At 33.8% G+C, this 25,231-nt stretch carries 29 protein-coding genes, 1 pseudogene, 1 riboswitch and 1 other annotated feature; of the genes and pseudogenes, 4 read left to right on the plus strand and 26 right to left on the minus strand.

Features of this window, described 5'->3' with window-relative positions; genetic code table 11:
- Window positions 1–118: 118 nt before the first annotated feature.
- From K8P03_RS09615 to K8P03_RS09655, 9 genes and pseudogenes are all read right to left on the minus strand, one after another.
- Window positions 119–883: pseudogene (locus tag K8P03_RS09615) on the minus strand (IS3 family transposase); the annotation flags it as partial.
- A gap of 92 nt (window positions 884–975) precedes the next feature.
- A complete protein-coding gene (locus tag K8P03_RS09620) occupies window positions 976–1,569 on the minus strand; it encodes a transposase (protein ID WP_223420467.1) in 594 nt (197 codons plus the stop codon).
- 77 nt (window positions 1,570–1,646) lie between these two features.
- Window positions 1,647–2,360, minus strand: coding sequence for an ABC transporter ATP-binding protein (locus K8P03_RS09625; protein ID WP_223420468.1), 714 nt, complete (start codon window positions 2,358–2,360; stop codon window positions 1,647–1,649).
- Between the two features lie 8 nt (window positions 2,361–2,368).
- Window positions 2,369–3,160 carry an ABC transporter ATP-binding protein gene (locus tag K8P03_RS09630; RefSeq protein ID WP_223420469.1) on the minus strand — a complete coding sequence of 264 codons (792 nt, stop codon included), beginning with the start codon at window positions 3,158–3,160 and terminating at the stop codon, window positions 2,369–2,371.
- Window positions 3,141–4,118 carry a branched-chain amino acid ABC transporter permease gene (locus K8P03_RS09635; protein ID WP_223420470.1) on the minus strand — a complete coding sequence of 326 codons (978 nt, stop codon included), beginning with the start codon at window positions 4,116–4,118 and terminating at the stop codon, window positions 3,141–3,143. The genes K8P03_RS09630 and K8P03_RS09635 overlap by 20 nt, the downstream gene beginning before the upstream one ends.
- Before the next feature lies 1 nt (window position 4,119).
- On the minus strand, window positions 4,120–5,007 hold the full coding sequence (locus K8P03_RS09640; protein ID WP_223420471.1) for a branched-chain amino acid ABC transporter permease: 888 nt from the start codon (window positions 5,005–5,007) through the stop codon (window positions 4,120–4,122).
- Between the two features lie 19 nt (window positions 5,008–5,026).
- Entirely contained in the window at window positions 5,027–6,217 is a 1,191-nt protein-coding gene (locus tag K8P03_RS09645; protein ID WP_223420472.1) for an ABC transporter substrate-binding protein, read from the minus strand.
- A 57-nt stretch (window positions 6,218–6,274) separates the two neighbouring features.
- Window positions 6,275–6,509: a binding site (T-box leader), on the minus strand.
- Between the two features lie 178 nt (window positions 6,510–6,687).
- On the minus strand, window positions 6,688–8,013 hold the full coding sequence (mgtE, locus tag K8P03_RS09650) for a magnesium transporter (protein ID WP_223420473.1): 1,326 nt from the start codon (window positions 8,011–8,013) through the stop codon (window positions 6,688–6,690).
- 226 nt (window positions 8,014–8,239) lie between these two features.
- Complete coding sequence (locus tag K8P03_RS09655; RefSeq protein ID WP_223420474.1) at window positions 8,240–8,935, minus strand: YjjG family noncanonical pyrimidine nucleotidase; 696 nt, start codon at window positions 8,933–8,935, stop codon at window positions 8,240–8,242.
- Between the two features lie 105 nt (window positions 8,936–9,040).
- Here K8P03_RS09655 and K8P03_RS09660 point away from each other — a divergent pair, with 105 nt between their 5' ends.
- Entirely contained in the window at window positions 9,041–10,102 is a 1,062-nt protein-coding gene (locus K8P03_RS09660) for an endonuclease/exonuclease/phosphatase family protein (protein WP_223420475.1), read from the plus strand.
- Between the two features lie 71 nt (window positions 10,103–10,173).
- Here the strand turns inward: K8P03_RS09660 and K8P03_RS09665 are convergent, their stop codons facing one another.
- From K8P03_RS09665 to K8P03_RS09710, 10 genes are all read right to left on the minus strand, one after another.
- A complete protein-coding gene (locus K8P03_RS09665; protein ID WP_223420476.1) occupies window positions 10,174–10,659 on the minus strand; it encodes a GNAT family N-acetyltransferase in 486 nt (161 codons plus the stop codon).
- Window positions 10,659–11,078, minus strand: a complete 420-nt coding sequence (locus tag K8P03_RS09670) for a histidine kinase (protein ID WP_223420477.1) — start codon at window positions 11,076–11,078, stop codon at window positions 10,659–10,661. Before K8P03_RS09670 ends, K8P03_RS09665 begins: the two co-directional genes overlap by 1 nt.
- A gap of 8 nt (window positions 11,079–11,086) precedes the next feature.
- Window positions 11,087–11,290: a helix-turn-helix transcriptional regulator gene (locus tag K8P03_RS09675; protein ID WP_209772249.1), complete on the minus strand. Its 204-nt coding sequence runs from the start codon at window positions 11,288–11,290 to the stop codon at window positions 11,087–11,089.
- Window positions 11,291–11,312: 22 nt separating this feature from the next.
- A complete protein-coding gene (locus tag K8P03_RS09680; RefSeq protein WP_223420478.1) occupies window positions 11,313–11,666 on the minus strand; it encodes a hypothetical protein in 354 nt (117 codons plus the stop codon).
- A gap of 137 nt (window positions 11,667–11,803) precedes the next feature.
- Complete coding sequence (locus K8P03_RS09685; protein WP_223420479.1) at window positions 11,804–12,712, minus strand: hypothetical protein; 909 nt, start codon at window positions 12,710–12,712, stop codon at window positions 11,804–11,806.
- A 6-nt stretch (window positions 12,713–12,718) separates the two neighbouring features.
- Window positions 12,719–13,195, minus strand: a complete 477-nt coding sequence (locus tag K8P03_RS09690; protein WP_223420480.1) for a PaaI family thioesterase — start codon at window positions 13,193–13,195, stop codon at window positions 12,719–12,721.
- Window positions 13,196–13,253: 58 nt separating this feature from the next.
- Window positions 13,254–14,366, minus strand: coding sequence for a hypothetical protein (locus tag K8P03_RS09695; RefSeq protein WP_223420481.1), 1,113 nt, complete (start codon window positions 14,364–14,366; stop codon window positions 13,254–13,256).
- Between the two features lie 164 nt (window positions 14,367–14,530).
- The gene (locus K8P03_RS09700; RefSeq protein WP_223420482.1) at window positions 14,531–15,715 is read right to left on the minus strand and encodes a YcjF family protein; all 1,185 of its coding nucleotides are present in this window, start codon (window positions 15,713–15,715) and stop codon (window positions 14,531–14,533) included.
- Between the two features lie 140 nt (window positions 15,716–15,855).
- Window positions 15,856–16,533, minus strand: coding sequence for a thiaminase II (gene tenA / locus K8P03_RS09705; RefSeq protein WP_223420483.1), 678 nt, complete (start codon window positions 16,531–16,533; stop codon window positions 15,856–15,858).
- 30 nt (window positions 16,534–16,563) lie between these two features.
- Window positions 16,564–16,657: riboswitch (TPP riboswitch) on the minus strand.
- A 21-nt stretch (window positions 16,658–16,678) separates the two neighbouring features.
- On the minus strand, window positions 16,679–17,110 hold the full coding sequence (locus K8P03_RS09710) for a DUF523 domain-containing protein (protein WP_223420484.1): 432 nt from the start codon (window positions 17,108–17,110) through the stop codon (window positions 16,679–16,681).
- Between the two features lie 156 nt (window positions 17,111–17,266).
- On the opposite strand from K8P03_RS09710, the gene K8P03_RS09715 reads away from it, so the two are divergent.
- Window positions 17,267–18,655: a sodium-dependent transporter gene (locus K8P03_RS09715; protein ID WP_223420485.1), complete on the plus strand. Its 1,389-nt coding sequence runs from the start codon at window positions 17,267–17,269 to the stop codon at window positions 18,653–18,655.
- A 27-nt stretch (window positions 18,656–18,682) separates the two neighbouring features.
- Here K8P03_RS09715 and K8P03_RS09720 read toward each other — a convergent pair whose 3' ends face one another.
- Entirely contained in the window at window positions 18,683–19,105 is a 423-nt protein-coding gene (locus K8P03_RS09720; RefSeq protein WP_223420486.1) for a hypothetical protein, read from the minus strand.
- 98 nt (window positions 19,106–19,203) lie between these two features.
- Between K8P03_RS09720 and K8P03_RS09725 the strand changes: the two genes are divergently transcribed.
- Both K8P03_RS09725 and K8P03_RS09730 read left to right on the plus strand, forming a co-directional pair.
- Window positions 19,204–20,259 (plus strand): CaiB/BaiF CoA transferase family protein, encoded by a 1,056-nt coding sequence (locus K8P03_RS09725; protein ID WP_223420487.1) that lies wholly within the window; start codon window positions 19,204–19,206, stop codon window positions 20,257–20,259.
- A gap of 121 nt (window positions 20,260–20,380) precedes the next feature.
- Window positions 20,381–21,991, plus strand: a complete 1,611-nt coding sequence (locus K8P03_RS09730; protein WP_223420488.1) for a DEAD/DEAH box helicase — start codon at window positions 20,381–20,383, stop codon at window positions 21,989–21,991.
- A 53-nt stretch (window positions 21,992–22,044) separates the two neighbouring features.
- On the opposite strand, the gene K8P03_RS09735 is transcribed toward K8P03_RS09730, so the two are convergent.
- From K8P03_RS09735 to K8P03_RS09760, 6 genes are all read right to left on the minus strand, one after another.
- Complete coding sequence (locus tag K8P03_RS09735; protein ID WP_223420489.1) at window positions 22,045–22,365, minus strand: glutaredoxin family protein; 321 nt, start codon at window positions 22,363–22,365, stop codon at window positions 22,045–22,047.
- A gap of 119 nt (window positions 22,366–22,484) precedes the next feature.
- Window positions 22,485–22,796, minus strand: coding sequence for a hypothetical protein (locus K8P03_RS09740; protein WP_223420490.1), 312 nt, complete (start codon window positions 22,794–22,796; stop codon window positions 22,485–22,487).
- Window positions 22,797–22,961: 165 nt separating this feature from the next.
- Window positions 22,962–23,720, minus strand: coding sequence for an EFR1 family ferrodoxin (locus K8P03_RS09745; protein WP_223420491.1), 759 nt, complete (start codon window positions 23,718–23,720; stop codon window positions 22,962–22,964).
- 9 nt (window positions 23,721–23,729) lie between these two features.
- On the minus strand, window positions 23,730–24,167 hold the full coding sequence (locus tag K8P03_RS09750) for a hypothetical protein (RefSeq protein WP_223420492.1): 438 nt from the start codon (window positions 24,165–24,167) through the stop codon (window positions 23,730–23,732).
- Window positions 24,168–24,171: 4 nt separating this feature from the next.
- Window positions 24,172–24,840 (minus strand): hypothetical protein, encoded by a 669-nt coding sequence (locus tag K8P03_RS09755; RefSeq protein WP_223420493.1) that lies wholly within the window; start codon window positions 24,838–24,840, stop codon window positions 24,172–24,174.
- Complete coding sequence (locus K8P03_RS09760; RefSeq protein WP_223420494.1) at window positions 24,837–25,205, minus strand: hypothetical protein; 369 nt, start codon at window positions 25,203–25,205, stop codon at window positions 24,837–24,839. The genes K8P03_RS09755 and K8P03_RS09760 overlap by 4 nt, the downstream gene beginning before the upstream one ends.
- Window positions 25,206–25,231: the final 26 nt, after the last annotated feature.

Here is a 25,231-nt window from a genome sequence, read left to right on the forward strand (position 1 = left end):
AATAAGCCCTCCTTACTTTTATAAGGTGACCCCACAAAGTTGGACCTAATACCAGAGTTAGAACTAAACTAGCTCTGGTATTTCTTTGTTCTTTCCTACCCCTAGGGGTAGGAAATTTTTATGCTGCATTCTTCTTTCTGTATTCTATTGGTGATAAGTATCCTAATTTTTCTTTTATTCTTTCTTCGTTGTAATATTCTATGAAATCTTCTATTGTCTGTTTTAAGTGTTCGTATGAATAGAATTTTCTTCCGTAATATATTTCTTGTTTTAATATTCCAAAGAAGTTTTCCATTGGTGAGTTGTCTAAGCAGTTGCCTTTTCTTGACATAGATTGGGTGATGCCGTTTGTTTCAAGTCTTGATGTATATTTCTTTGTTTGATATGCCCAGCCTTGATCTGAGTGGAATATTCTTTCTTCTTTACTTTTTTTAGTTACCTTTATTGCTTTGTCTAAGGCTTTCAAGATTGGTTCTATTGTTGGTTGTTTTGATATTTCATAGCTTAGTATTTCACTGTTGTACATGTCTAGGTATGGGTTTAGATAGAGTTTCTTTATTTGGTAGGTTCCTGTTTTATCTTTTTCTAAATACTTAAATTCTGTTGTGTCTGTTGTTATTTTTATGTATGGTTTTTCTACTTTGAAGTTTCTTTTTATTTTGTTGTCTGATATTTTTCCTACTTGTCCTTTGTAGGATGAGTATTTTCTAGATTTTCGTGAATAACTTTTTACTTGAAGTTTTAACTTTTGAACTAATCTTTGTACTTTCTTTTTGTTTATTATTAGTCCTGATCTTTTTAACATGGCTGTTATTCTTCTGTAGCCATAGTTTGGATTGTCTTTTCTTATGTTTAGTATTTTCTTTTCTATCTCTATATCTTTATTTGGTTTATTTAATCGTTTTTGCTAATACATGTATGTTGATTTGGCAATATTAAAGTATTTTAACAAGTCTTTTAGTTTGTATTTACTTCTTAAGACTTCAATTGTTTCAGCAATTGTCTTATTTCTGTATCTGTCATTTGAGATAATTCTATCTTTTTTTTTATTGCATCATTTTCTAGTTGGAGCCAATAGTTTTTTTCTTCTAATTTCTTTATTTTTTCTTTTAGTTGTGCTTCATTTAAGGAATTATCTTCTTCGTTGGTTAATTGTGCTGATGATTCTATTTTAGTATCTTTTGATTTTTTTGGGGATTTTGACATTTTTGAAGGTCTTCCTCTCTTTTTAGATTTCAGTCCTTCTATGCCTTTTTCTCTAAAGTCTATTACCCATCTTGCTATCATTAATGGATTGTTTATCTTTAATTCATTTGCTAGGCTTTGATAGGACATTTCTCCTGTTAAGTACAAGTTTACTACATTTAACTTAAATTCCAAAGTATATTGTGTATTTTCTCTTTTTACTTTTAGTCCTTCATAGCCTTGTGATTTGTATGCATTTACCCATCTTCTTATTACACTTTTATCCGGTATACAATATTTTTCTGATAAATTTGTATATGAGTTTTTAGACTCCAAATATTCTTTTACTACTTTCATTTTGAATTCTGTACTATATTTTGCCATTTAAAAACTGACCTCCTTTAGTTAGTTTTTAGGTCTAACTTTTGGGGGTCAGTTCATTAGTAAAGAGAGGCTTATTTTTATATTCCAAGATAAGCTGCTTTGACATCTGGATCTGTCTTAAGGTCGCTTGCTCTTCCTTCTTTTACAATTTTTCCTGTTTCTAGAACATAGGCCCTATCGGCTATATCTAAGGCTAGGTTAGCATTTTGCTCAACTAGCAAAATTGTCCTACCTTCTTCTTTCAAAATCCTTATTGTATCAAAAATTTTATCTACAAACAAAGGTGATAGTCCCATAGAAGGTTCATCTAAGAGAAGGACCTTTGGATTTGTTAAAAGTGCCCTTCCCATGGCAAGCATTTGCTGTTCACCACCCGATAGAGTACCAGCCTTTTGCTTTTTTCTTTCTTTTAAAACTGGGAAAAGTTGATAAATTTTATCAAGTTGGGCTTCTAATTCCTCTGGGCTCCAGCCAACAGAAATCGAGCCTAATCTTAGGTTATCTTCTACAGACAGGTCCTTAAAAACCCTCCTGCCTTCTGGAACTTGAGCAAGACCTGCCCTCGTAATTTTATATGACTTTTCTTTTTTGATTGACTTATCATTAAAGAAAATATCCCCTTCTTTTATAGGAAGTAGGCCGGAAATTGTTTGAAGAGTGGTTGTCTTACCTGCTCCATTAGCTCCAATTAAGGAGACTACTTCACCTTCTTCTACTCTTAAGCTAATTCCTTTTAAGGCCTTGATATTACCGTAGGATACAACTAAATTTTCTATTCTTAAAATACTCATTTTTTCTCCTAACTACCCAAATAGGCCTTAACTACTTCTTTATTAGAAATTACATCATGTGGATCACCCTCAGCGAGAATTTCTCCATAATTTAAAACTATAAGTCTTTCTGTAATTCCTAAAACAAGGTTCATATCGTGTTCGATTAGAAGGATTGAAACCCCTGTTTTTTCCCTAATTAACCTTATTGAATCCATTAGGTCTTGAGTCTCAGATTCATTCATGCCTGCGGCTGGCTCATCTAAAAGCAAAACTTTTGGTCGAGTCGCCATAGCTCTTGCAATTTCCAATTTTCTTTGTGCTCCATATGGCAAAGATCCTGCAAAGGTCCTAAAATATTTTTCTAAATCAAATAATTCTAGAATTTCCTTCGCTTTTTCTGTTGCTTCATTTTCTTCCTTCCAATAATTTGGAAGTCTGAACATCCCAGTTAGCATGCCATAATTCATATACTGGTTCATGGCAAGTTTTACATTGTCAAGGACTGTTAGGTTATCAAAAAGTCTTATATTTTGAAAAGTCCTCGCAACACCTAGTTTTGATAGCTTATCTGGCCTAGTCCCATTAACATTTTCTCCATCAAGAATTATCTCACCACTTGTTGGTGTATATACTCCTGAAAGCATATTAAATAAGGTGGTTTTTCCAGCCCCATTTGGTCCTATAAGTCCAAGAAGTTCTCCATTTTTAAGTTTAAAAGTAACATTTTCAACAGCCTTAAGTCCCCCAAAAGAGATGCTTAAATTATTTATTTCAAGAACATTTTCACTTATTACTTCTTTACTGTTCACCTTCCACATCTCCTTTCTTGTACTTATCTAGCTTCAAAAACCTTCTAATAGAAAATTCCTTCCTACCAAGCAAGCCTTGAGGTCTGAAAATCATTACAACAACAAGGATAATAGCATAGATTACCATTCTCCATTCAGCTAGTGGTTTTAAAAGCTCAGGTATAATTGTAAGTCCAATTGATGAGAAAATCGCTCCTGTAATTGAACCCATACCACCAAGAACAACCATTACTAAATAGTCAAAAGACTTGTTGTAGTTAAATATATTTGCAGCGAGAACGCCTATATTTTGAGCGTAAAGTGCACCAGCTATACCTGCGAAGATTGCAGATAAGGTAAAGGCTTGAGTTTTATATTTGGTAATATTTATACCACAAGCTTCTGCTGCAAGTTCATTATCTCTTATAGATAAAACTGTTCTTCCGTGACGGCTTTCAGCCCAGGTGAAAATCATTGTTATAACAAAAACTGCCATAAAGAAAAATTTCCAAAAATCATTTGTTGTTGGAATTCCCGCAAGGCCTTGGGCACCACCTGTGAAATCTAAATTTTCTATTAAAACTCTAATAATTTCGCCAAAGGCAAGTGTAACTATTGCAAGGTAGTCTCCAGTTAGCCTTAAAACTGGTAAACCGATGAGAATACCAAATATAGCTGCAACAAAGCCACCAACTATCAAACTAAGAATGAAGGCCGGAAAACCTGTTACAATCCCAGTTTTTAGAAAAAGACCTGCAGAATAGGCTCCAATTGCCATAAAACCAGCATGTCCTAGGTTGATTTGTCCAAGAACACCAACAGTAAGATTAAGGCTAGTTGCCATTATCATATTTATGCAAATTAAATTTAAAATTCCTTGCCAGTATCTATTTAAGATATTTGCAGAAATAAGAACTTGGACAATAACATAAAATAATATAACTAATCCGGTTGTGATAAGATAAGACTTCTTTTTGTTTTTTGACATATCACACCTTTTCTTTCTCTAATTTTCCAAACAAACCATTTGGTTGGACAAGTAAAACAACTATTAAAACTACAAATACTATGGCATCTGCATAAGCACTTGATAAATAGGCCCTGGTTAAAACTTCGATAATACCAAGGATTAAACCACCAACGACAGCGCCTGGAATTGATCCAATTCCACCTAAAACTGCCGCTGTAAAGGCCTTTATACCTAGCATAGAACCCATGAATGGTTGGATTTGTGGATAGCTTGCAACATATAAAACTGATGCCACTCCTGCCAAAGCAGATCCTATGGCGAAAGTCAAAGTCATTACTTGATTTACATTTATACCAACTAGTTCAGCTGCCCCGTAATCTTCACTAACAGCAAGCATGGCCTTGCCCTGCTTGGTTTTATTTACAAATAAGCTAAGTATATAAGTCAAAACAATTGTTGTAACTATAGTGATGATTGTAGCAAATGAAAGGTGAACTCCCCCAAAATTTATAGAAATTTGTGGGAATATTGCTGGTATAGGTTTAGCGCTTGAAGTGAATATTTTTACAAAAAAGTTCTGTAAAAATAAGGATACGCCTATTGTTGTGATAAGTAAGGAAATTCTTGAAGAATTTCTTAGGGGTTTATAGGCCACTCTTTCGATTACCACTCCTAAGATTGTACAAACTAAAATCGCCGGAATAATAGCTAGCCATAATGGAAGGCCAGCCTTAAATAAAGGTAATTGGATTGCTAAAAATACAGTATAGCCGCCCACCATGATAATATCACCGTGGGCGAAGTTTATTAGTTTTGCAATTCCATAAACCATTGTATATCCAAGAGCTACAAGGGCATAAATACTGCCCAGCTGAAGCCCGTTAAACAATTGGGTTACAAAATCCATTTTAATCTCCTTTTATAAATTACTTGTTGGATTCAACCCCAGCATCGCTATCAAACTTATATTCTCCATTTACTATCTTTATCATTTTTGCTGTTTTTATAGGGTTGTGATTTTCATCATATGTGAATGATCCAGTTATACCTTCAAATTTTATATTCTTTAGGGCTTCGATTACCTTATCCCATTCTGTTGTACCAGCTTCTTCTGCTGCTTGTTTATATAGATAAACTGTATCGTAACCTTCTGCTGCAAATGTAGATGGTTTTTCACCATATTTTTCTTCATAAGCTTTTATAAAGTTTTGAACTTTTTCACTTGGATCTTCTAGGGTAAATTGATTTGCAAAGTATGAACCTTCGATTGCTTTAAAGTTTGATTGATCCATTACAGATAAAACTGTATCCCAACCGTCAGCACCAACTAAAGTTGCCTCTATTCCAGCTTCCCTTACTTGTGGGACTATTAGAGCTACTTTTTCATAATAATCTGGGATAAATAATACATCTGGTTCCTCTTTTCTAACTTTTGTAAGCTGAGCTTTAAAGTCTGTATCACTATCTCCATATGATTCATCAGCAACAACTTCCATGCCTAATTCTTGAGCTTTCTTACAAAATACATCAGCAACACCCATAGAAAAGTCTGAAGATTGGTTTCTTAGGATTGCTACTTTTTTAGCCTTAATGTTATTTTTAGAAAAGTTTGCAAGAACTTCACCTTGGAAAGGATCTGTAAAGCAAGTTCTAAAGGCGTTTTTCTTGCCTTCTGTAATGTTTGCTTGAGTTCCTGTTGGTGTGATGAATACGACTTCATCATTTGCTGCTGATTCTGCTATAGCAAGTGATGGTTTTGATGGTACACCACCAAATATTGCTTCTACTTCATCTTGCATAAGGTTGTTATAGTTTGTAACAGCATCGGTTATTTCACCCTTGTCATCATATTCAGACCATTCAATTTGTCTACCTAGGACCCCGCCATTAGCATTTACTTCTTCGATTGCAAGTTTGATTCCATTATTGGTTGTTGTACCATAGATTGACAAAGGACCAGTAAGAGGTGCTGAGTTTCCTAATTTAAGAACCTCACTCGCTTCTTTCTTTGAACCTTCATCTGCTTTTTTGCCTTCATTTCCGCCATTATTTGAGCAAGCTGTTAAAAACATACCTGCTAGTAACATTCCAACTGCAAATTTTTTCTTTAATTTCATAATTTCCTCCTTAATTTTTGGGAATAAAAAAACCTCCGTCTCCTTACTCCACTTGGGTAAAGAGACGAAGGGTAATTACATAATTTTTACCTTCCGCGGTACCACTCTTCTTCATCTAATGATGCACTTAATTCATTTAATGAATAGCTCTGTAACGGGAGCTCCCGTCAACCACTTACATTTCAGTGGGAAGCTTGATGGTGATTTTCGTTAAAATATCTCAGTATCTTCCACCAGCCGATACCTCTCTAAATAGATTCTCTTAACTACTCTTCCATGTCATAGCTTTTATTTATCGTTAGGAAGAATATACACCAGCTAATTTATCTTGTCAAATATTTTTTTGATAATTATTAATAAAACTTGATTATTATCAATATTTTCCTTGCAAATAGCCACTTTTCTTTACTAACAAAAATAAAAAACCACACACTTATGTAAGCATGCGGTTAAAATTTGTAATTTAATTTTTATAATCCTAGTAATAATGATGCTACTTCAAAATAAATTAAAAGTACACCAGTATCTACAATTGTAGTTATAAGTGGACCTGCCATTACAGTTGGATCTATGTTTAGTTTATCAGCTAAAAGTGGTAATAGACCACCTATGATATTTGATAGAACTATTGTTAAAAATAAGGTCAATGATACTGTGAGATTTACAGCAAGACTCACATTGTCCACAACAAGAATCCTCAAAAAGTTGATCGCAACAAGAACTAAGGAAACAAGTGTACCTACTCTCATTTCTTTAAAAATAACTTTTAAAAAGTCTTTAGCTGAGAGGTTGCCTGAGAATAATTGAGTCATAATTGTTGTTGATGACTGACTTCCAGCATTACCACCAGAGTCCATTAGCATAGGTATATAAGCTGTTAGGGCAACTGCTTGTGCAAGTAGACTTTCATACCTTTGGATAATAAAACCTGTCATTGTTGCGGTTATAAGACAAATTACTAGCCAGGTTGTCCTGTTTTTCGCAATAGTAAATGACGATTCATCGATGTATGATTCGCCCTGATCAGAAATACCTGTGATATTTGCAAAGTCTTCTTGTAACTCTTCATGAACTACGTCGATTACGTCTTCTGCTGGTACGATACCGATAAGCCTGCCTTCTGAATCGATAACTGGTACCTCTCCTAGGTCATATTTTATAGATAGCTTTGCTACTACCTCTTGGTCATCAGTTGGACCTACAGCTGCTGTAATTTGTTGGGTAATTGATTCTATGGTTGCTTTTTTGTTTCTGATTAAGTCTGCTATAAATACAAAACCAGTAAGAACTAAAGACTCATCAGTAACCCAGATTTGTTCAAGTTTTTCCGCATCCAAATCAGATTCCATAACTTTTTTCATAGCCTCTGCAGGAGTTTCTGTTGACTTCACTGATAGGAAGTTTACTGTCATGATAGAACCAACAGATTCTTCTGGATAGCCTAAAAGTTCGTTGATTATTTCCCTTCTGTCGCTATCAATATGGCTTGTCATTAACTTCTTAACCATATTTGCAGGAAGTTCTTGCAAGGTATCTACAAGTTCGTCTTCGTCTAGTTCCTTGACAAGGTCTTTGATATTTTCTTCTGATAGGATTTTCAAAACCCTATCCTTATTTTCTGGTTTTAGCTCTGTAAAGGTATCAGCAAGTAAATCCTTATTTAATAGCTTAATCCAAATAGCTACAGATTTTTCTGGCAATACCTCAAGTCTATCGGCTATATCAACCGGGTTCATCTTGTTGATTTCTACTTGGAGTTGTTTTAGATTATCAACGTTATAATTTCTTTCTGCCATTCATTTCTCCTATTTAGTTAAAATATTCTTTAGAATATTTTTTGTATAATGGCAAATAGAAATCCGCCACTATACTAGTTTCTTATTTTCTTACGCCTTCGATAGGGCGACGCCTTATCCATTTCTCCTCCTTAATTTCAAAAGTTTTTCTAAATAAAAATATTTTTATGTAAGATTTACATAAAACTTCCTTCATCATTATACATTTTTTGCAAGTTTTCTGCAATCATCCAAAGATTTTTGCTAGACAATCCTCAACTTCATTTAGGGAACTTATTTCTAAATCAATTGGCAAATCTAAGTGGTTCTTCTTGCTATGTGGATTAAACCAAATTGTTTTTATTTTTGCATTAACCCCACCTAGCATGTCTGATGTCAAAGAATCACCTATTATTACATAATCATCAAGGGTCCTCGATCCAATTTTTTCAAATACATATTCAAAAAATCTCTCGTCTGGTTTTTCAAAACCAATTAGCTCCGAAATAAATGACTCCTTAAGTATTTTGTTCAAATCAGATCCCTCAAGCTTTCCACTCTGGGCTGTTAGGGACCCATTTGTGACTGCATATTGGTCATATTTACTTGCTAATTTTTTTACAGCTTCCTTGCCGTAGGGATTAAAAACATAGGTCTTTCCAAGTTCAATTTGATAATTGTGGTTGAAGTCTTCAACTATATCGGTTTGTATCCCATATTTCTCAAAAAAATCCCTAAACCTACCCAATAGTACCTCATCCCTAGTAACCTCATTTCGCTCAAGCCTTTCCCAATAAATATTGTTTATATTTTTGTAGGTCTTAAGCATATCTTCGGTCGGCTTATCTAAGTTAAATATCTCAAAACACTTATATATAGCTGCTGTTTCTGCCAAATCAAAATTTAAAAGTGTCCCATCTATATCCCATAAAATTTTCTTCATATCATATCCCCTTTATATAAATATTTTACTACTCTATAAATATTATAAAACTATTTACTTTAATGACTATTAGTGTTATCCTTAACATAAGAATGTGAGGTATTTATGAAAAAAGTTATGAAAATTTTAGGTTATTTAATACTCTTATTGATAATTGCCTTTTTATGCCTTTTAGCCTATTTAATGGCAACTGAATATAAGCCAAAAGACATAGAAGAAGTAGCTATAGCCGGCTCATCACAGGATAAAATCAAAATGAACGAGACCTATAAGGCCCTAAGCTGGAATATTGGCTACGGCGGACTAGATAAGGATACAGATTTCTTTATGGATGGCGGCAAGATGGTAAATCCTATATCAAAAGACCACGTCGAAAATGCCCTAGCAGGTATTGCAAAAGAAGTAAAAAATATTAACCCTGATCTATTATTATTACAAGAAGTAGATTCTGATTCGCAGAGGACCTATCATATAAATGAAGTTGGATATTTTGACAAAGAATTTTACGGAGCATCAACCTTCGCCTATAATTACAAAGTGAACTTCGTACCATTTCCTATTCCACCAATGGGTAAGGTAAATTCTGGAATCTACACCAATTCTAAATTTGCCATAGAATCATCTTACAGGTACCAACAACCAATCCCACACAAGTGGCCAGTAAGGCTAGCAAATCTCAAAAGAGGCTTCAACGCCTCCTACCTACCTATAGAAGGTTCTGATAAGTACCTAGTATTAGTAAATGTCCACCTTGATGCCTATGAATCTGGCTCAAGCGGCAGACTTGCCCAAACAAAACAAATAATCGCCTTTATGACAGAAGAGTACAACAAGGGAAATTATTTAATAGTCGGTGGCGATTTTAACCAAGAATTAAGAAAAGATTATGTAGCAAATGTCCCAGAAGGTATTTGGAATCCATCACCATTTCCATACGATTACCTAACAGACAAAATCAAACCAGTTTTTGATGAATCTACCCACTCATCAAGACTAAATCACAAGCCATATGACCCAAATGACTCTTATGAGTGTATTATAGACGGATTTTTAGTAACAGATAATGTAGAAATAAAATCCGTTAAAGGCCAGACATTGGGCTTCGTAAACAGCGACCACAACCCAGTTTTATTGGAATTTAGTCTAAAAGAAAGTAAAGATAGATAAATAAAAATCGTCCAAGATATTTAACTCAAGATTTGAGTCAAAGTCTGCGACGATTTTTTATTTTTATGATTTCATTTTAAATCTAATTTATACATTTCTTTGCCGATTTTTTCAAAACCATGACTTTTAAATAAGCTTTGTGAAACTTGGTTAAAGTCATAAATTTCTGCCTTTAAATATGCCAGGTCTTTTTCCTTAGCCAAGGTTATCAATCTATCCAAAACCTTTCTCCCTATTTTCATTCCCCTATATTCTTTTGAAACTACAATAGCTACCATATTGTCATCAAATATTGCACAGTCTCCTATTAGTTTATTTTTATAGGCAATATAAAATAAATCACCATTTCTATCAAGGTAGCCATACATATTCTTAAGCTGATCTATATCATAAGGAGTGTTTGCATTATCAACCATTTTTACAGTTTCCACATCTTCATACCAAGGAAGGGTTAATTTATAGGAGGGAAAGTATTTTACTAGATTTATATCATCAACAAAATCTTTTGATTTATATTCGCTAAATTCCAAAATATTTACTGTTGATTCTTCTTCCATCATTCGATCCTATTCCAATTATTTTCCATAAGTTCGGTTAGGTTTTTGTAATTATTTTTAAAAAGCCTACCATTAAGCTCCACTTCGTATTGATAGACCTTGCCTAGGTGGTTGATTTTTAGTATTTTTTTGTTTCCTTCCACTAGCTCAAAATCTTCTATCTCATTCCAGGCCATAAAGAGAAAATCTTTTTTATCTGAGTTTGAAATCTCTGATTCATAGACTCCTTTTGGGTCAAAGTATAAAATGAAGGTCCTTGATGAATCCATTGTATAGTAAAGGCCGCCGATTAAAAGCCATTTGCTAATATCCTTAGCAGGGCTGTTATGCTTAAATACTATTAAATAAGACTTATCATCTCCAAATTTTTCCCTTACTTTTTTGTCCATATCATCGCTGGTGTTAAATAATAATCCCATAATATCTCCTATTTAAATATAAATACTTCCTTAATATCCTTATCAAAAACTTTACAAATCTTATAGGCCGTCTCTAGGGTTGGGCTTATGGTGTTACTTTCATATGCCATTATTGACCTACGTTTAAGACCTACCATTTTCGCCAAGGCATTTTGAGAAAGCCCCATTTCCTTCCTAAATTCTCTAATCCTATTTTCTATTACTACATCCAAACAAAAACCACTCCTTTTTTATTTATAAATCTTTAACATATTTTATCCTTGCGATTAAGGTATAAATTACAAAAATACACAAAGTTACATAGAGCTTGAATACCTTAATATCCAATACTTCAGTTGGATCATAGCCAAGAGTTTTAGATTGGATAGCTCCCAATACCAAAATAATTATTATTGACACTAAAGCACTTAATAAAAATGTCTTCACAGTGTAGTATTTTTGTACTTTGCCACCTTCATTTTTAAAATAATAAAACGAAATATAGAAAAATACTCCCAAGCCTATAATTATTGGCAAATAATTTGGAACTTCTAGAAAAAACATTGTAACTAACAAAATAAAATAAGAGACTATCGCAAAACTTATCATAAATTCCTCCTTAAATTTTGTTACATTTATAGTACTATTTATGTTACATTTATAGTACCACGAATACTAATATTAGGCAAGGTTTTTCAAAAAAATATAGCCTTTAAACATCTCAATGTTTAAAGACTATTTTCTTATCATATAAATATATCCATAACTGTATCTGGCATATCTATAAGTCTATTTAGGTCAAGAACTATCAAGTCATCATATTTTTCAGCTATTTGCCAACATTCCTTGGTTAATCTTGCCTCATCTATTACTAAAACTAATTTAGCCTTTTCTTGGTCAAGGGCCTTCCTATATTTTTCTATACTTGCTAAGATTCGCATAAATTCACCAAGACTTAAGTATGTCTTATAGCTAATATCCTTAATCTCGACTATATATTTTAGCCCATCTTTTTCTGCCAATATATCCAGATAATAAAATTTCTTAGTTTCCTTATCGACAATTTTCGGCTCAACCTGAGTTTTAAAACCATTTTTCCTGAGATTGGCATCTATTAGTTTTGCTTTGTTATATTCGCTTTGAATTGAAATATTGTTTAAAGCTCGAATTAAGTTTTTCGGTCTTATCTTAATTATGGCCTTTTTTTCGCCCTTATGTTCGTTAAAACCGACAAACATATCTCCAACTACAGTGAAATCCCCGTGGGCAACCGCATTTCTAATACACCTTAATAAATCTTCGGTCTTTGTCTTATTTTTTTGCCTAACTATAATTATCTTTTGACAAGAAGTGCAGACTTCTCCCTGGTAATAATCCCAATATTCATCAAAAATTTCTCCACCAGGCCTTATGAATAAAACATCTTTATAGCTCATTCCTAGAGAGTCTAGTACGTAATCAAAGGTCAAATTTTCGAAGGCCTTGCTCCTAATAAGATCATCGCTAAAGGACTGGACAGAATCTATATTTGGTATATACCACAGAAGCATTTGAATGGCATCCATCACATCCTTATCCCAATCTTTTGGCCTTGGCATATGGTAGATCTGATATTTTTTCGTATTTCTATCTGGGCAACATTTGTCAAACTTCATAATAACCTACATATTATCCTTCACTGCTACAGCCACCATCTTGGCTTTGGCTCTGACTTCTCCCTTGCAAGTTAGAACCATATTTACAACAGCCTTTCTCTCTCCTAATTCCTCAAGACTTGCCACAACTTCAATTTCCTCATCCATTGGAGTAGGCTTTTTGAAATCCACTTCTAGGTGGGCTGTGATAAATCTTTCGATAATAGTATCTTTAGAAAGTTCAAGTCCCTTGGCTTGGTGTTTGAAAAATGCCGCACTTGCTGTGCCATGGCAGTCAAAAATCATGGCTATCATTCCACCAAACAAATTATTTGGTACCCCACCTGTAAAAGCCTTGCCAGGCCTTACCCTTGTTATTACCTCTTTTCCGTCATCACTTGGGTAGGATTTTAGGTGTAAACCTTCTTCATTTTTGGGACCACATCCCCAACAATATTGAAATCTTTGGCCATAAGTATCTTGAATAGCAATTTTTTCTCTCATTTTCTTTCCTTTCGCTATTAAATTTCAAATCAAAATTTTGATCTATTAAGTATTTTTATTAATCATCTATTTTTTTAATTACAATTTTGGTTTCTTCTAGAGGCAGTGGGAGATTTTCGTAAGAAAAATATTCTATATTTACAACCTCAGCCATTGTTTCCCTGCCGTGATTTCCAACAGGTACAAGGACCCTATCTCCAACCTTAATTGTTTCGTCATCTGTCCTGTAATAATAGCTTTTACTATCTGGACTAAATTCAACCGATAAGTAGATATAATCAGACTCACTTCTAATTATTTTCCCGTAAATATTTGGGTCTAAAATATCTGGTATAGAGGAGTCCAACAGAATTTCTGTGAGATTTCCAATAAATATAGGGAAAAAATACGGTAGATTTCTCCTATCGTAGGTCCCTTCTATTCTTATTTCTCCCTTTTTTTCATAAGTAATTAATAACTGATAAAAATTTTTATCATCAGGGTCATAAATTAATTCATCTTTGAAATCCTCAATATAGTAAAAAACCTCAAAATTTTCCAAAAATCCTAAGAAATCTTTGAATTTATCAGTTAATTTATATGAATATTCCACTAGAGTCCCGTCTTGAAGACCTCTTTTAATATTAATAGAATCCTTATCTAGTTCTAATTCTTCCCTAATCCCCTTATAGGAAACTTCTTCATCAGTCTCTTTATTTTCTTTTATAGTCCTTTGATAATTTAGGACAATTTTTTCTATATTATCGTAGTTTTTCTTACCATCAAAGACAAACAAATCGTAATTCATTAGAAATTGTCTAACAAGCCTTGAGATCTCTTTATCTTCCAATAAATTAAATCTATAGGAAAGTGGATCAGCCTTATCTTTTTCATAAAATTCTAGGATAAAATGTGGTCCCTCTAAACTTAGAGAAAGGTCGATATTTTTCCTAAAATAATCGTTAATTATACTTATAATATTGCTTGTCCTGTATGAATCAATCTTGTATTCATATTCATCTTTCAAAATAAATTCTAAATTTCTATAATCATAGGAGAATGACTTTAAGGAGATACTTCCATCTATATCAACGCTTAAGACTTGCATATCTTCTGTATCGGTATTAGTAGCTAAGTCCGATCCTCTTATATCAGTTTTTATTATCATTTTATCGAATATATTATAATACAAAGCCTGCTCCTTTTAAGTTTTTATACCCAATAAAACCGAGTTAATAACTATTATAAGAAAGAAAAATCGCCCATTGTTTGGGCGATTTAGATTTGTTTATATTTTTGTTAGGATCTTAATTTATAATATTTCTTTCATTTGTAAATTGCCTAGTCAATTAAAAATTAATCCTCTTGTTCTTTATTTTGAGACCTGTCTAGGATTTTCATAAGATTTTCCCTACCATTTTTGAGATTTTCTTTAAAAATATTTGCTATGGTTTCCTTGCCTTCTTTGCTTGATAGGTCTTCTATATTCATCTCTCCCTTATAGACAAGTTCCATAAAGGCGATGTAGGCACTACCTAAAGCTGCTGTAATGACACCTGCTGTGCCCGCTGAGATTGCTCCTCCAGCAATGGATCCTGCAGCTGGAAGAAGTTTTAAAATATTTGCCACAAATGCCCTACCAAGTAAGGTTGCCCCACCAGAGCCAATTGTCGATGACAAGAGAGCTGTAATTACAGACTTGTTTACGTCAAAACCAAATATAACTGTAATTGAAGCTATCATTCCCACCTGGGTTGGGATTAAGAGTGCTGCATCTGCGAAGGGAATTGGTGCTGCCCCTTGGCCTGTAGCTGCAAGTGCTGCTGTGGCTACGACCTTAGAGGCTCGGCGCTTTTTTTCGGATAAACTCGCTATCTGCACATGTTGAAGAGTATCAAGAAGTTCCTCCGGCAAAGCCTCGCCCATCACTTCAATCAACCTTTCAAGTCCAAAAGATTTCACTACTCCAACATCTTCTATCTCAAAGTCCTTGGCAAGGACAGGGATAACTTGAATAATATCTAAATTTTCATCCAAAATCATCTGCCTCATCTTCTCTGCATTTTTCTTTGAAATTGACTGGGTAAGTACCACAATTATAGGTACTTGTGTGACCTGATTTTCCCTTGATAGTTCCCTAAGCCATTGTATTTCCTCAGGCTCAATCCTGTTTGATGCTGTATTTATGCAGTACCAAATACAATGGATGGCCTTATTTATATCCTTAGTGGCAAGTCCCTTGTTAATTGTATCAAAAACTTCTTTTTTTACGTCTTCTTGGACATCCTTGCCAAGTTCAAAACCCCTAGTGTCATAAATTGCAAGGGGAATATCTTTTTTAGTAATCTTTCTCATGTGGTTTGTAACAGGTCTACCCATGCCTGTTTCAGCAAGTTCGTCCTTAAAAACAGCGTTAATTAAGGTAGATTTACCTACACCAGTTTTACCTGCAACAATTATATTCAAAGTGGAAAGATTTTGAATTTTCTCATTGATTGCATCAATAGTATCTTGAGCAACCTTACCTAGGTCATTTAGCATATAAACTCCTTAGTTTTCATTTTTATAAATGAATTATAGGAATATTGTACTTTTTAGCCAATTTTTAACAATATAAGTCAAAATCAAAAATACCTGCAAAACTAAACTTCACAGGTATTATGAATCTTATTTTATTATTTTTAAATTTCTGGCCAAGTTTCTTGCTTGTAGCACATATCCCAAAACATATACTCAAATAAGCCTGTTTTAACTACTATTTCTTCAAGGACCTTTAATTCTCTTTCAGGTTTGCCTTCGGCAAGCTTATTAATAAGATCCATGGCGTTTTCATTTAGGTCTGTAAATTCATCTGATGAATACATTCCTATCCACGACCCATAATTTTCGCCCTCCAAGGCCCCCGGAATTTTGGCAAGCTCAAGGCCTATATAATTATAGCACCATGAACAAGCAAGTAGGGCTGCCGCTACGTTTTCTACCCCACCTGCCTGAGCTTTATTTAGCATATAAGAAGTATAGGCGGTATTGATTGCGGATTGATCAGTCGCTTCAAGGTCTTCTTCTGGAATGCCGAAAGTCTTAGCATAGGACCTGTGTAGGTCCATTTCCACAAATAAAACCCCATCAAGGCCCTTGGCAAAAGAATTCATTGTTCCAAGGTCTGTAGCCTTTGATGTTCCTATCGCAAATAATCTCGCATATTCAATTAGATAGACATAATCTTGCATTAGCCAATGTTTAAATTTTTCAAGGTCTAAAGTCCCATCTCCCATGCCTTGAACAAATGGATGTTTGAAGCACGCCTCCCAAATCCCCTTGATTTTTGGATAAATCCTATCAGTAAATTTTTCTGACATAAAAAACCTCCTTGTATTCACAAGGAGTTAAATTCGCTATTTTCACATCCCTCCGCTAGTCCTAACTAGATCAGGTTAAAGAGTTCGATTTCTCGTCTCAGCCTAAGCACCCCTCGTGTTAGTCCTATTATATCTAATAGGATAATTATTGGCAAATTTTTATAAATTCTTCAACATCAATAGCTTTTATTCCTTCTTTCTTTAATTCCTTTACAAAAATTCCATCACCTTCGATTAATTTTCCTGAAAATGACCCATCATATATTGTATCCACTCCACAAGAAGGACTCCTTGATTGTAAAACTACAAGTTCTGCCCCAGATTTTTTCACAAGATTCAAAGCTATTTCTGCTCCCTTTCTAAACGCAACATCAACTGAACTTCCATCTTTTGTTAAGACAACTCCATTTACGACTTCAGCCGGCCTTCTTGGTGTAGGAAGACCTCCCATAACCTCAGGGCATATGGGAACCACATCATGTTTTTCTAGAATTTTCTCTAATATATATGAGTAATTATTCCCACCATTATATTTACAATTTTCTCCTAATAAACATGCGCTCACAGCAATTTTCATAAATTTACCTCATTCTCTCATTCGTTTTGTAAGCATTTTCTCCACTTAAAATATATCTTACCACAAAAATAATGAAAAAAAATAAAAAAAAAGTTTTAATTATTAATTTTGATGGTATGATAGACTTATTAATTTATTAATGAAAGAGGAATTATTATGAAAGAACATAAAGGATTTACGGGCCAGCTTGGTTTTATATTAGCAGCGGCTGGTTCTGCAGTCGGTGTAGGTAACCTTTGGCGTTTCCCATATCTTGCGGCCAAAAATGGAGGCGGAGTCTTCCTTATCATATATTTGCTTATGGTTTTTACAGTAGGTTTTGCCCTCCTAACAACAGACCTTGCTATTGGTCGTAAAACAGGAAAAAGTGCAATCTATGCCTACCAATCAATGAGGTCAAAATGGGAATTTTTGGGAATTTTCACATTTTTTGTACCAGTAATTATCATGACCTACTACGCAGTAATTGGCGGTTGGATACTTAATTACATAAAATATTTTTTAACCGGCCAGTTAACACTAGCGGCTGATGATGCTTGCTTTTCAAATTTCATTTCATCAAGCTCATCAGTTTATTGGTCATTAGCCTTCATGGTTCTAACAGCTGTGATTGTTTTTGGTGGTGTTGAAAAAGGAATCGAAAGAGTTTCTAAAATTATAATGCCAATTCTTTTGATAATGGTATTAGGAATTGCGATTTTCTCTCTAACCCTAAAATCAACTACAGATACAGGCGACCTTAGAACTGGTCTTGAAGGACTCGCTGTGTATTTAAAACCAGATTTTACAGGCATGACCTTAAAAAGATTTTTACAAATCTCTCTTGATGCTATGAGCCAGCTATTTTTCTCACTTTCAGTATCTATGGGAATCATGATTACCTATGGATCTTATGTAAAAAAAGAAGTTGACCTAGCAAAGTCTGTTTCTGTAATTGAAATCATGGATACATCAGTTGCCATGCTTGCTGGTGTTATGATTATTCCTGCTGTATACGTATTTTTAGGCGTTGAAGGTATGTCCGCAGGACCAGGACTTATGTTTATTTCCCTACCTAAGGTATTTTTCCAGATGGGAACTGCTGGCAGAATCATAGGCTTAGTATTTTTCATACTCGCGGCCTTTGCAGCCCTTACATCTTGCATATCAGTGCTTGAGTCAATCGTTGCAAACACAACAGAAATCTTAAATACAAGAAGAAAGTCAACTACTCTTGTACTTTCTGTTGTTTATCTAATAGCCACAGCTGTAATTGCCCTTGGCTATAGCAAATTTTATGTAGAAATATCCCTACCAAACGGATCAACAGGCCAGCTTCTTGACATAATGGACTATATTTCAAATAGTTTCATGATGCCTCTAATCGCATTCCTATCTTCAATATTTATTGGTTGGGTAATGAAGCCAGAATGGATTATTGATGAAGTCGAATATGGCGGAAAGAAATTTACTAGAAAAGGTCTTTATGTAATAATGACCAAGTACTTTTTGCCAGTCATCATGTTTATCCTATTTTTAATATCAACAGGTATTTTTACCTACTAAAAAAATCGCTCCAACTGGGGCGATTTTTTATTTTAAATTCTCAATGATTTTAAGTACTTGTGGGAAATCTTCTTTCTTATATTTTTGCTTATAAATTGTTGAATCTGCATAAATTTCAAGCTTATAATTTTCCTTATCGACCTTAATATTTTTTATATTAGAAAAAGCAATTTTCCTAATAGTTGATTTTCCTAGTAAAACATAAAATCCATCTTCCCCAATTCCTTGACAATAAATTGTTGTGCAAAGGTAAAACAAAGCAAAAATTGCTGCAATACCTGACTCTATTTCCCCTCCTATTTTATAAGCTAAGACTGAGTACAAAATCCCAGCAGCGACCAATATAATTTTATAAATAGAACTTATATCTATTCTGATTTCCTTTCCCTTACTTTCTCTTAGGTTATAAATAGCAAAGGCTAAGAACATTAAAATTATTAAGTACTCCATAAATCCTCCAAAAATGAGTCAATCTCCTAATAATATTTTACCAGATTTTAAATATGAAACTAATGGGTAAATTATTAATATAAAGAAAAGAGGATATTATGAATTTATTAGAAAATTTAAAGATACTTGATTTTACTACCCTACTTCCGGGCCCATACGCAACTTGGATGCTCGCAGAAATGGGAGCTCATGTTTTAAAAATTTCTGCACCAGGCAGAAAGGACTTAGTTTTGGATTCCAAACCAAAAACACAAAATGGCCTTTCAGCCAATAGAGCATGGCTAAACAACAAGAAAAAAGAAATTTTCATAAACCTTAAAGAAGAAGCAGGCAAGAAAGAAATTGAAAGACTCATCAAAGAAGAAGGCTATAATTGCATAATTGAACAATTTAGGCCTGGAGTTATGGCTAAATTTGGCCTTGCTTATGAAGACGTAAAAGAAATTCAAGATGATATAATCTACTTAAGTCTTACAGGCTACGGTCAAGATGGTCCATACAAGGACAAGGCAGGCCACGATATAAATTACCTCGCCCTTTCAGGTCTTATGAGCTATTCTGGCAGGAAAGAAACTGGACCTGTTCTCTATGGCATGCAAATTGCTGACATTGCCTCTGCCCAAAATTCTGTTATAGGAATCCTTGCTGCCCTAAATAAGAGAAACTCAACAGGCAAGGGAACTTACATTGATGTTTCAATTTTGGATAGCGTAATTCCTTTTAATGCCATGGCTGGTGCTGGTGCTATGATGGATGGAATAAACCCAGAAAGAGAAAAAGATTTCTTAAACGGTGGATCTCTCTATGATTTTTACCAAACCAAGGATAATAAATACCTAAGCTTTGGAGCGCTTGAAGAGAAGTTTTTTGAGAGATTTTGTAAAATTATCGGCAAGGAAGAATGGATAGAAGCTGGTTGTGTATGCCCTGACTTTAAGGAAAAGAAGGAAGTCTTAAGGAAAATTTTTAAGGAAAAAACTAGGGATGAATGGACCCAAATCTTTAAAGACGCAGATTGCTGTGTAGAACCAGTCCTAGACCTTAAGGAGGCCTTGATTGACAATAAAAACTCAATAATTAGAAATTCGATCAAATCCATAGAAATAGCTGGCGAAGAGATTAAAGTTTACGCTAATCCTATAAAATTTAAATAAACTAAGTACAATTAATTTTTGCATAATGAGCTATTTTAAAAATTGCTGGTATAATAATAAAAGTATTTGGCAGTTGTCTGATGACGACTGCTTTTTTTGTTGAAAGAGTAAAGGAATATTAATGGAATTTAAAGAATTATATATATCAGAAGAAATATTAAAAGCAATAGCAGATATGGGATTTAAGTCCCCATCACCAATCCAAGAAGAAACCATCCCTCCACTCCTAGAAGGAAGAGATCTGATCGGTCAGGCTCAAACAGGCACAGGCAAAACTGCTGCTTTTGCTATACCAATTATTGAAAAAATCGATGCAAATGGAATCACCCAGGCCCTTGTTCTTTGCCCTACAAGGGAACTTTGTATCCAAGTAGCAAAAGAAATAGGAAATCTTGCAAAATATAAAACAGGCATAAAGATCCTTTCTGTCTATGGCGGAACACAGATTGTAAAGCAAATAAAAACCTTAAAAAAAGGTATAGAAATAGTTGTCGGCACACCAGGCAGGCTTATGGACCTTATGAGAAGAAAGGTATTAAAGTTAGATGATCTCAAGATAGTAGTCCTTGATGAAGCTGATGAGATGTTTGACATGGGCTTTAGGGATGACATGAAATTTATCCTTGATGCCACAAACGAAGATAGACAAACCTGCTTTTTCTCGGCAACTATGGGTAAGGAAATTACTGAATTTTCTAAAATTTATCAGACAAATCCTGTTACAGTAAAGATTAAGGCAGAAGAACTTACCGTAAATAAAATTGACCAACATTTTATAAAATTAAAGGAAGCCGATAAAGAAGAAACCCTTAGAAGACTTTTAGAAATCAATAAGCCAAGGCTTGCTATTATTTTCTGCAATACCAAAAGAAAAGTTGACAGACTTGTAGAATCCCTTAGCAAGAAAGCCTACCTCGTTGATGGACTTCACGGTGATCTCAAACAGTCTCAAAGAGATATTGTTATGAAAAAATTTAGAAATAATGCCATAAATATTCTTGTGGCAACGGATGTGGCAGCAAGAGGACTTGATGTAGATGATGTTGATATGGTAATTAATTATGACCTACCTCAGCTTGATGAATATTACGTTCATAGGATAGGAAGGACTGCTCGTGCTGGTAGGAGCGGTCTTTCCTATTCCCTTATTTCTGGTAGAGATAATGAAAGGCTTAAGGCTATCGAGAAATACACCAAGGCTACAATAAAACAAGCGCAAATCCCAAGCCTAGTCCAAATAGATAGAAACCAAGAGATAGCTGTGGTTGAAGATATTATTGAGAAACTTGAAAATTATACTAGCCTTGAGAAAGAAAAATCAATCCTCATTAGGTTGATGGAAAAAGGCTACGATCCCTTTGTTATTTCCCAAGTCCTCTTGTCAGATAGGCTAAATAAAGACAATCTAGACCACCATGAAAAAATAGCTGGCGTTGACACACCAAAGGAAAAACCCAAATCCTCTAAGAAAAAATCTAACAAATATAAAGACGAAAACATGACAACCCTCTTTTTAAACAGGGGTAAGATGGATAATTTCACCAAGGATAAGATAATAAAAGCATTAAACAGGCTCGCCCATGTTCCAAATAAAAAAATCGGTCAAATCAGGATTCAAAAATCCTATAGCTTTGTAGATGTAGAAAAAAGCGTAGTCTACGATTGTATAAGAGGTCTTGATAATAAAAAGATTAATGGCAAAAAGGTAAAAATAGAAGAATCCAAAAACTAAAAAAAATAAAAAAAATGATGAGCCAGGAGAAATTCTCACCAGCTCATCATTTTTTATTCGCTTTTTAAAACTTCTTCTCTCTTAGCCTTGTTTTCCTTAGCTTTTTCAAGGAAATTTTCTTTTGCGTAGGCAATGATATCGTCTGATTCATACATGGCCTTACCATCTATAACCATACAAGGAACTTGGACCTTGCCGCCTACTGCAATTAGCTTATCCTGGTTTTCATAGCCAGAATTCACATCTTCGGTATTGTATGACGGAAATTTTATTATGTCATTTTCCTTAAAGAAATTTAAAACTTTAAGGCAAAATGGACAATCTGGTTTAAAATAAAGTTCAAAATCCCATTCTCTTTTAATTTCTTTTCTCATAAAAAATCCTTTCTTTCCATTCTTCTATATTCCTACCCTATTCTTCTTATAAAAAAACTTTCGTTTAAAATTATTTCATTATAAAAGCAAACTAAGGAAAACCTCAGTCTGCTCGCTTATCATTTTATATTGTGTTTTTCCATTTTCTCTTTAAAAATATCTGTGATGATTTTTCTTAACTCTTCACGCTCTTTTTCAGGAAGGTCTCCTGGCCTTTTGGCTACTTCAAAGAGTTCTGGATAATCATTTGCAATTCTTTCAATTGTTTTTGTTGTAGAATGGCTTCTAACAAAAAATGGAATTTTTTTAATCCATTCTTCTGGCACTAGGTCTAAGATCTTTTGGCCAGCTTCCTTATCAGTAATTTCTGCAGTTGAAAGTCCTTTTTTAATAGCATCTTGTTCTTTATCTGTAAAATCAAATAATTTCATATATACTCCTTGATTAGTTTATTTAGTTTTGTCAGTAGGCAAAATATATTAATAAGTTTGTAATTCACCGCTACGAAATATTTTTACCCACTTATTCACAAATCAATCTTACACTTAGAAATTTTGGTATTTTTTTGACAAATTAATAATAAATAAAAAGACTATTCAATCTTCTAATATTTTTGACAAAAGATAAGGATCTTTGCCTTGGGTCTTCTTGCCATATTCAATAGCAGAAACAGGACATTTTGAAATGCATGCTGAACAATGGGTACAGTTGCCATTCCATACAGGCCTAGCTTTCTTATAAGTAATATTATTTAATACGCAAACTTTCTCGCAAAGTCCACATGAAATACATTTATCGGTCGCATAAAATTTCTTGTCCTTGGCTATAAATTTAAAAAATATAGGATTAATGACTGCTGATTGAAATTTACCGACTATACCAACTTTCTTTTCAGGAAAATTTTCCATATTTTTTATGTAACTTACAATATTTCCTATCTCATTTTTAGCCCCTGCGATTATTTTCTTATTTGTTTCAGGACTATCAAGATCAAAAAGCATAATATAATTTTCAGGCATTTTGACCCCATAAAGCCCCTTAAAATTAAGGTCTAGCTTATGTAAATCTTCTTTTATGTAATAATAGGCATTGCCACAAGAATCTCCATAATCCATCACCACATAAAAATCCCTGCTCCCCTTAAAATCACAAGTTAACAAATATTTTGATAAAAATAAAGGGACTCTCCAAGAATAGGTCGGACAAACTAGGACAAATGGACTATCAGATTCAAAAACACCAGATCTACCTTCTTTTATATAGGAAAATAAGTCCACAACTTCATCCCCAAGCTCATCACCAAGAGATTTAGCCAAAAATTCACTATTACCTGTAGCAGAAAAATATAAAATCATTTCTTCTCCTTAACTAATATCTATTTTAAAAGATTCCCTTAAAGGATTAAGAACTTTTAAAACATCACCTAATTCGACTTCACTAAGGTTTGTCAGATAAACTTCTCTCCCATAATGGGCACTGCAATAATTATCCCCAATTTCAAGCCTAATGAATGGACTATAATAATCCATACCATCGTCATTTTTTACTTTATAAGACTCCTTAAAATCTTTTATCATTTCCCTATTTAAGATGCCTTCAAAATATATTTGATTTTTTTCTTTAGCGATTTTAAGGTCATTATAATAAGTAGAAAGTTTTTCTAAAATATCAGTCTGATTTCGATCAATACTTGCTTTGACTCTTAATCCTGGCTTTAAGAAAATTTCTAATATGTCAAGCCACCATTTGTGATTTGCCTTCACTATTTCATAATCGATTAAGAATATATCTAGGTTTACCATTTTTCTATGCAAGCCACCAAGTTCCGTCATGTCTTTGGTAGAGGTTACCAATCCTTTCTTCGATAATATTTGAATCCAAGTCTTTAACAATTAACTTATCATAATAAGAATAGTCTTCTCCTGCACTATCCTTTTCATCATCCCAGCCTTCTTCTATCCAACGATTGATATAGACCTTACCATCGTCTATCAAAAGTACCGATTCGCTTCCAGCAAGTTTTATTGTTTTCCTGTAAGGATAGTAAATTTCTAAGTTCTCAGAATCTTGGCTTATTAGGTGGAGGTCAGATCCGATAAGCTCGAGATTATAGGTGGATAGGTCTTTTATCTTGTAGTCGATAATTTTTTCTAAAATTTCACCTGGATAATACTTATAAATATTTGCAAGACCCTCATTAAAGTCTACTTGCAAAATATAAAAAATCCCGTCAATAAATATCGGCCTTCCATAGCTTACATTTTCTTTTTGTTCAAATAGAAGTGAAACTTTTCTTGTTTGATAGTCATAAAATCTTATCACAGATCCCTTATAGGATCCGTCGTATTTAATTATGTCTTCTATCTCAAAAAAATCATCCATATCGGATAGAGCGTATCCAAAACGTGCTTGGCCTGGTATTTCATCAACATATTGACCTTTAATTTCTGAAAATTCTTTAATAAATTTATTCATATTTCACCTTCTATTGTCCACTTTAATTTTATTGGATAAATTTCTATTACAAAATGATTGACAGCTAGGCCAGTATCTGGGAAAGATTCTGCAAGGTCAATTGTTAGTTCTCCTAGCTTTACTTTTCTAAAATCATCCTTATTTCCAATAATAATATACTGGGCTCCCAAATATTCAATATAGCCCCCACTTGGCTCTCCTGGCATGGCTTCAAAAGGCTTTTCTATATCAACTCCTATCTTATCTAAGTAATCTGCCAAGTCTGGATAGGCCTTCCTAATCTCTTTTATATAATTTTTGCAATAAGCGCAATCACATAAGTCATCATAATCTTTATAAAATTGTCTGGTTTTTTCTATATTCATTTATCTTATCCCAAAGGCCTGTTCTT

Origin of the sequence: Anaerococcus murdochii, from assembly GCF_019957155.1 — a bacterium.
Classification (GTDB): domain Bacteria; phylum Bacillota; class Clostridia; order Tissierellales; family Peptoniphilaceae; genus Anaerococcus; species Anaerococcus murdochii.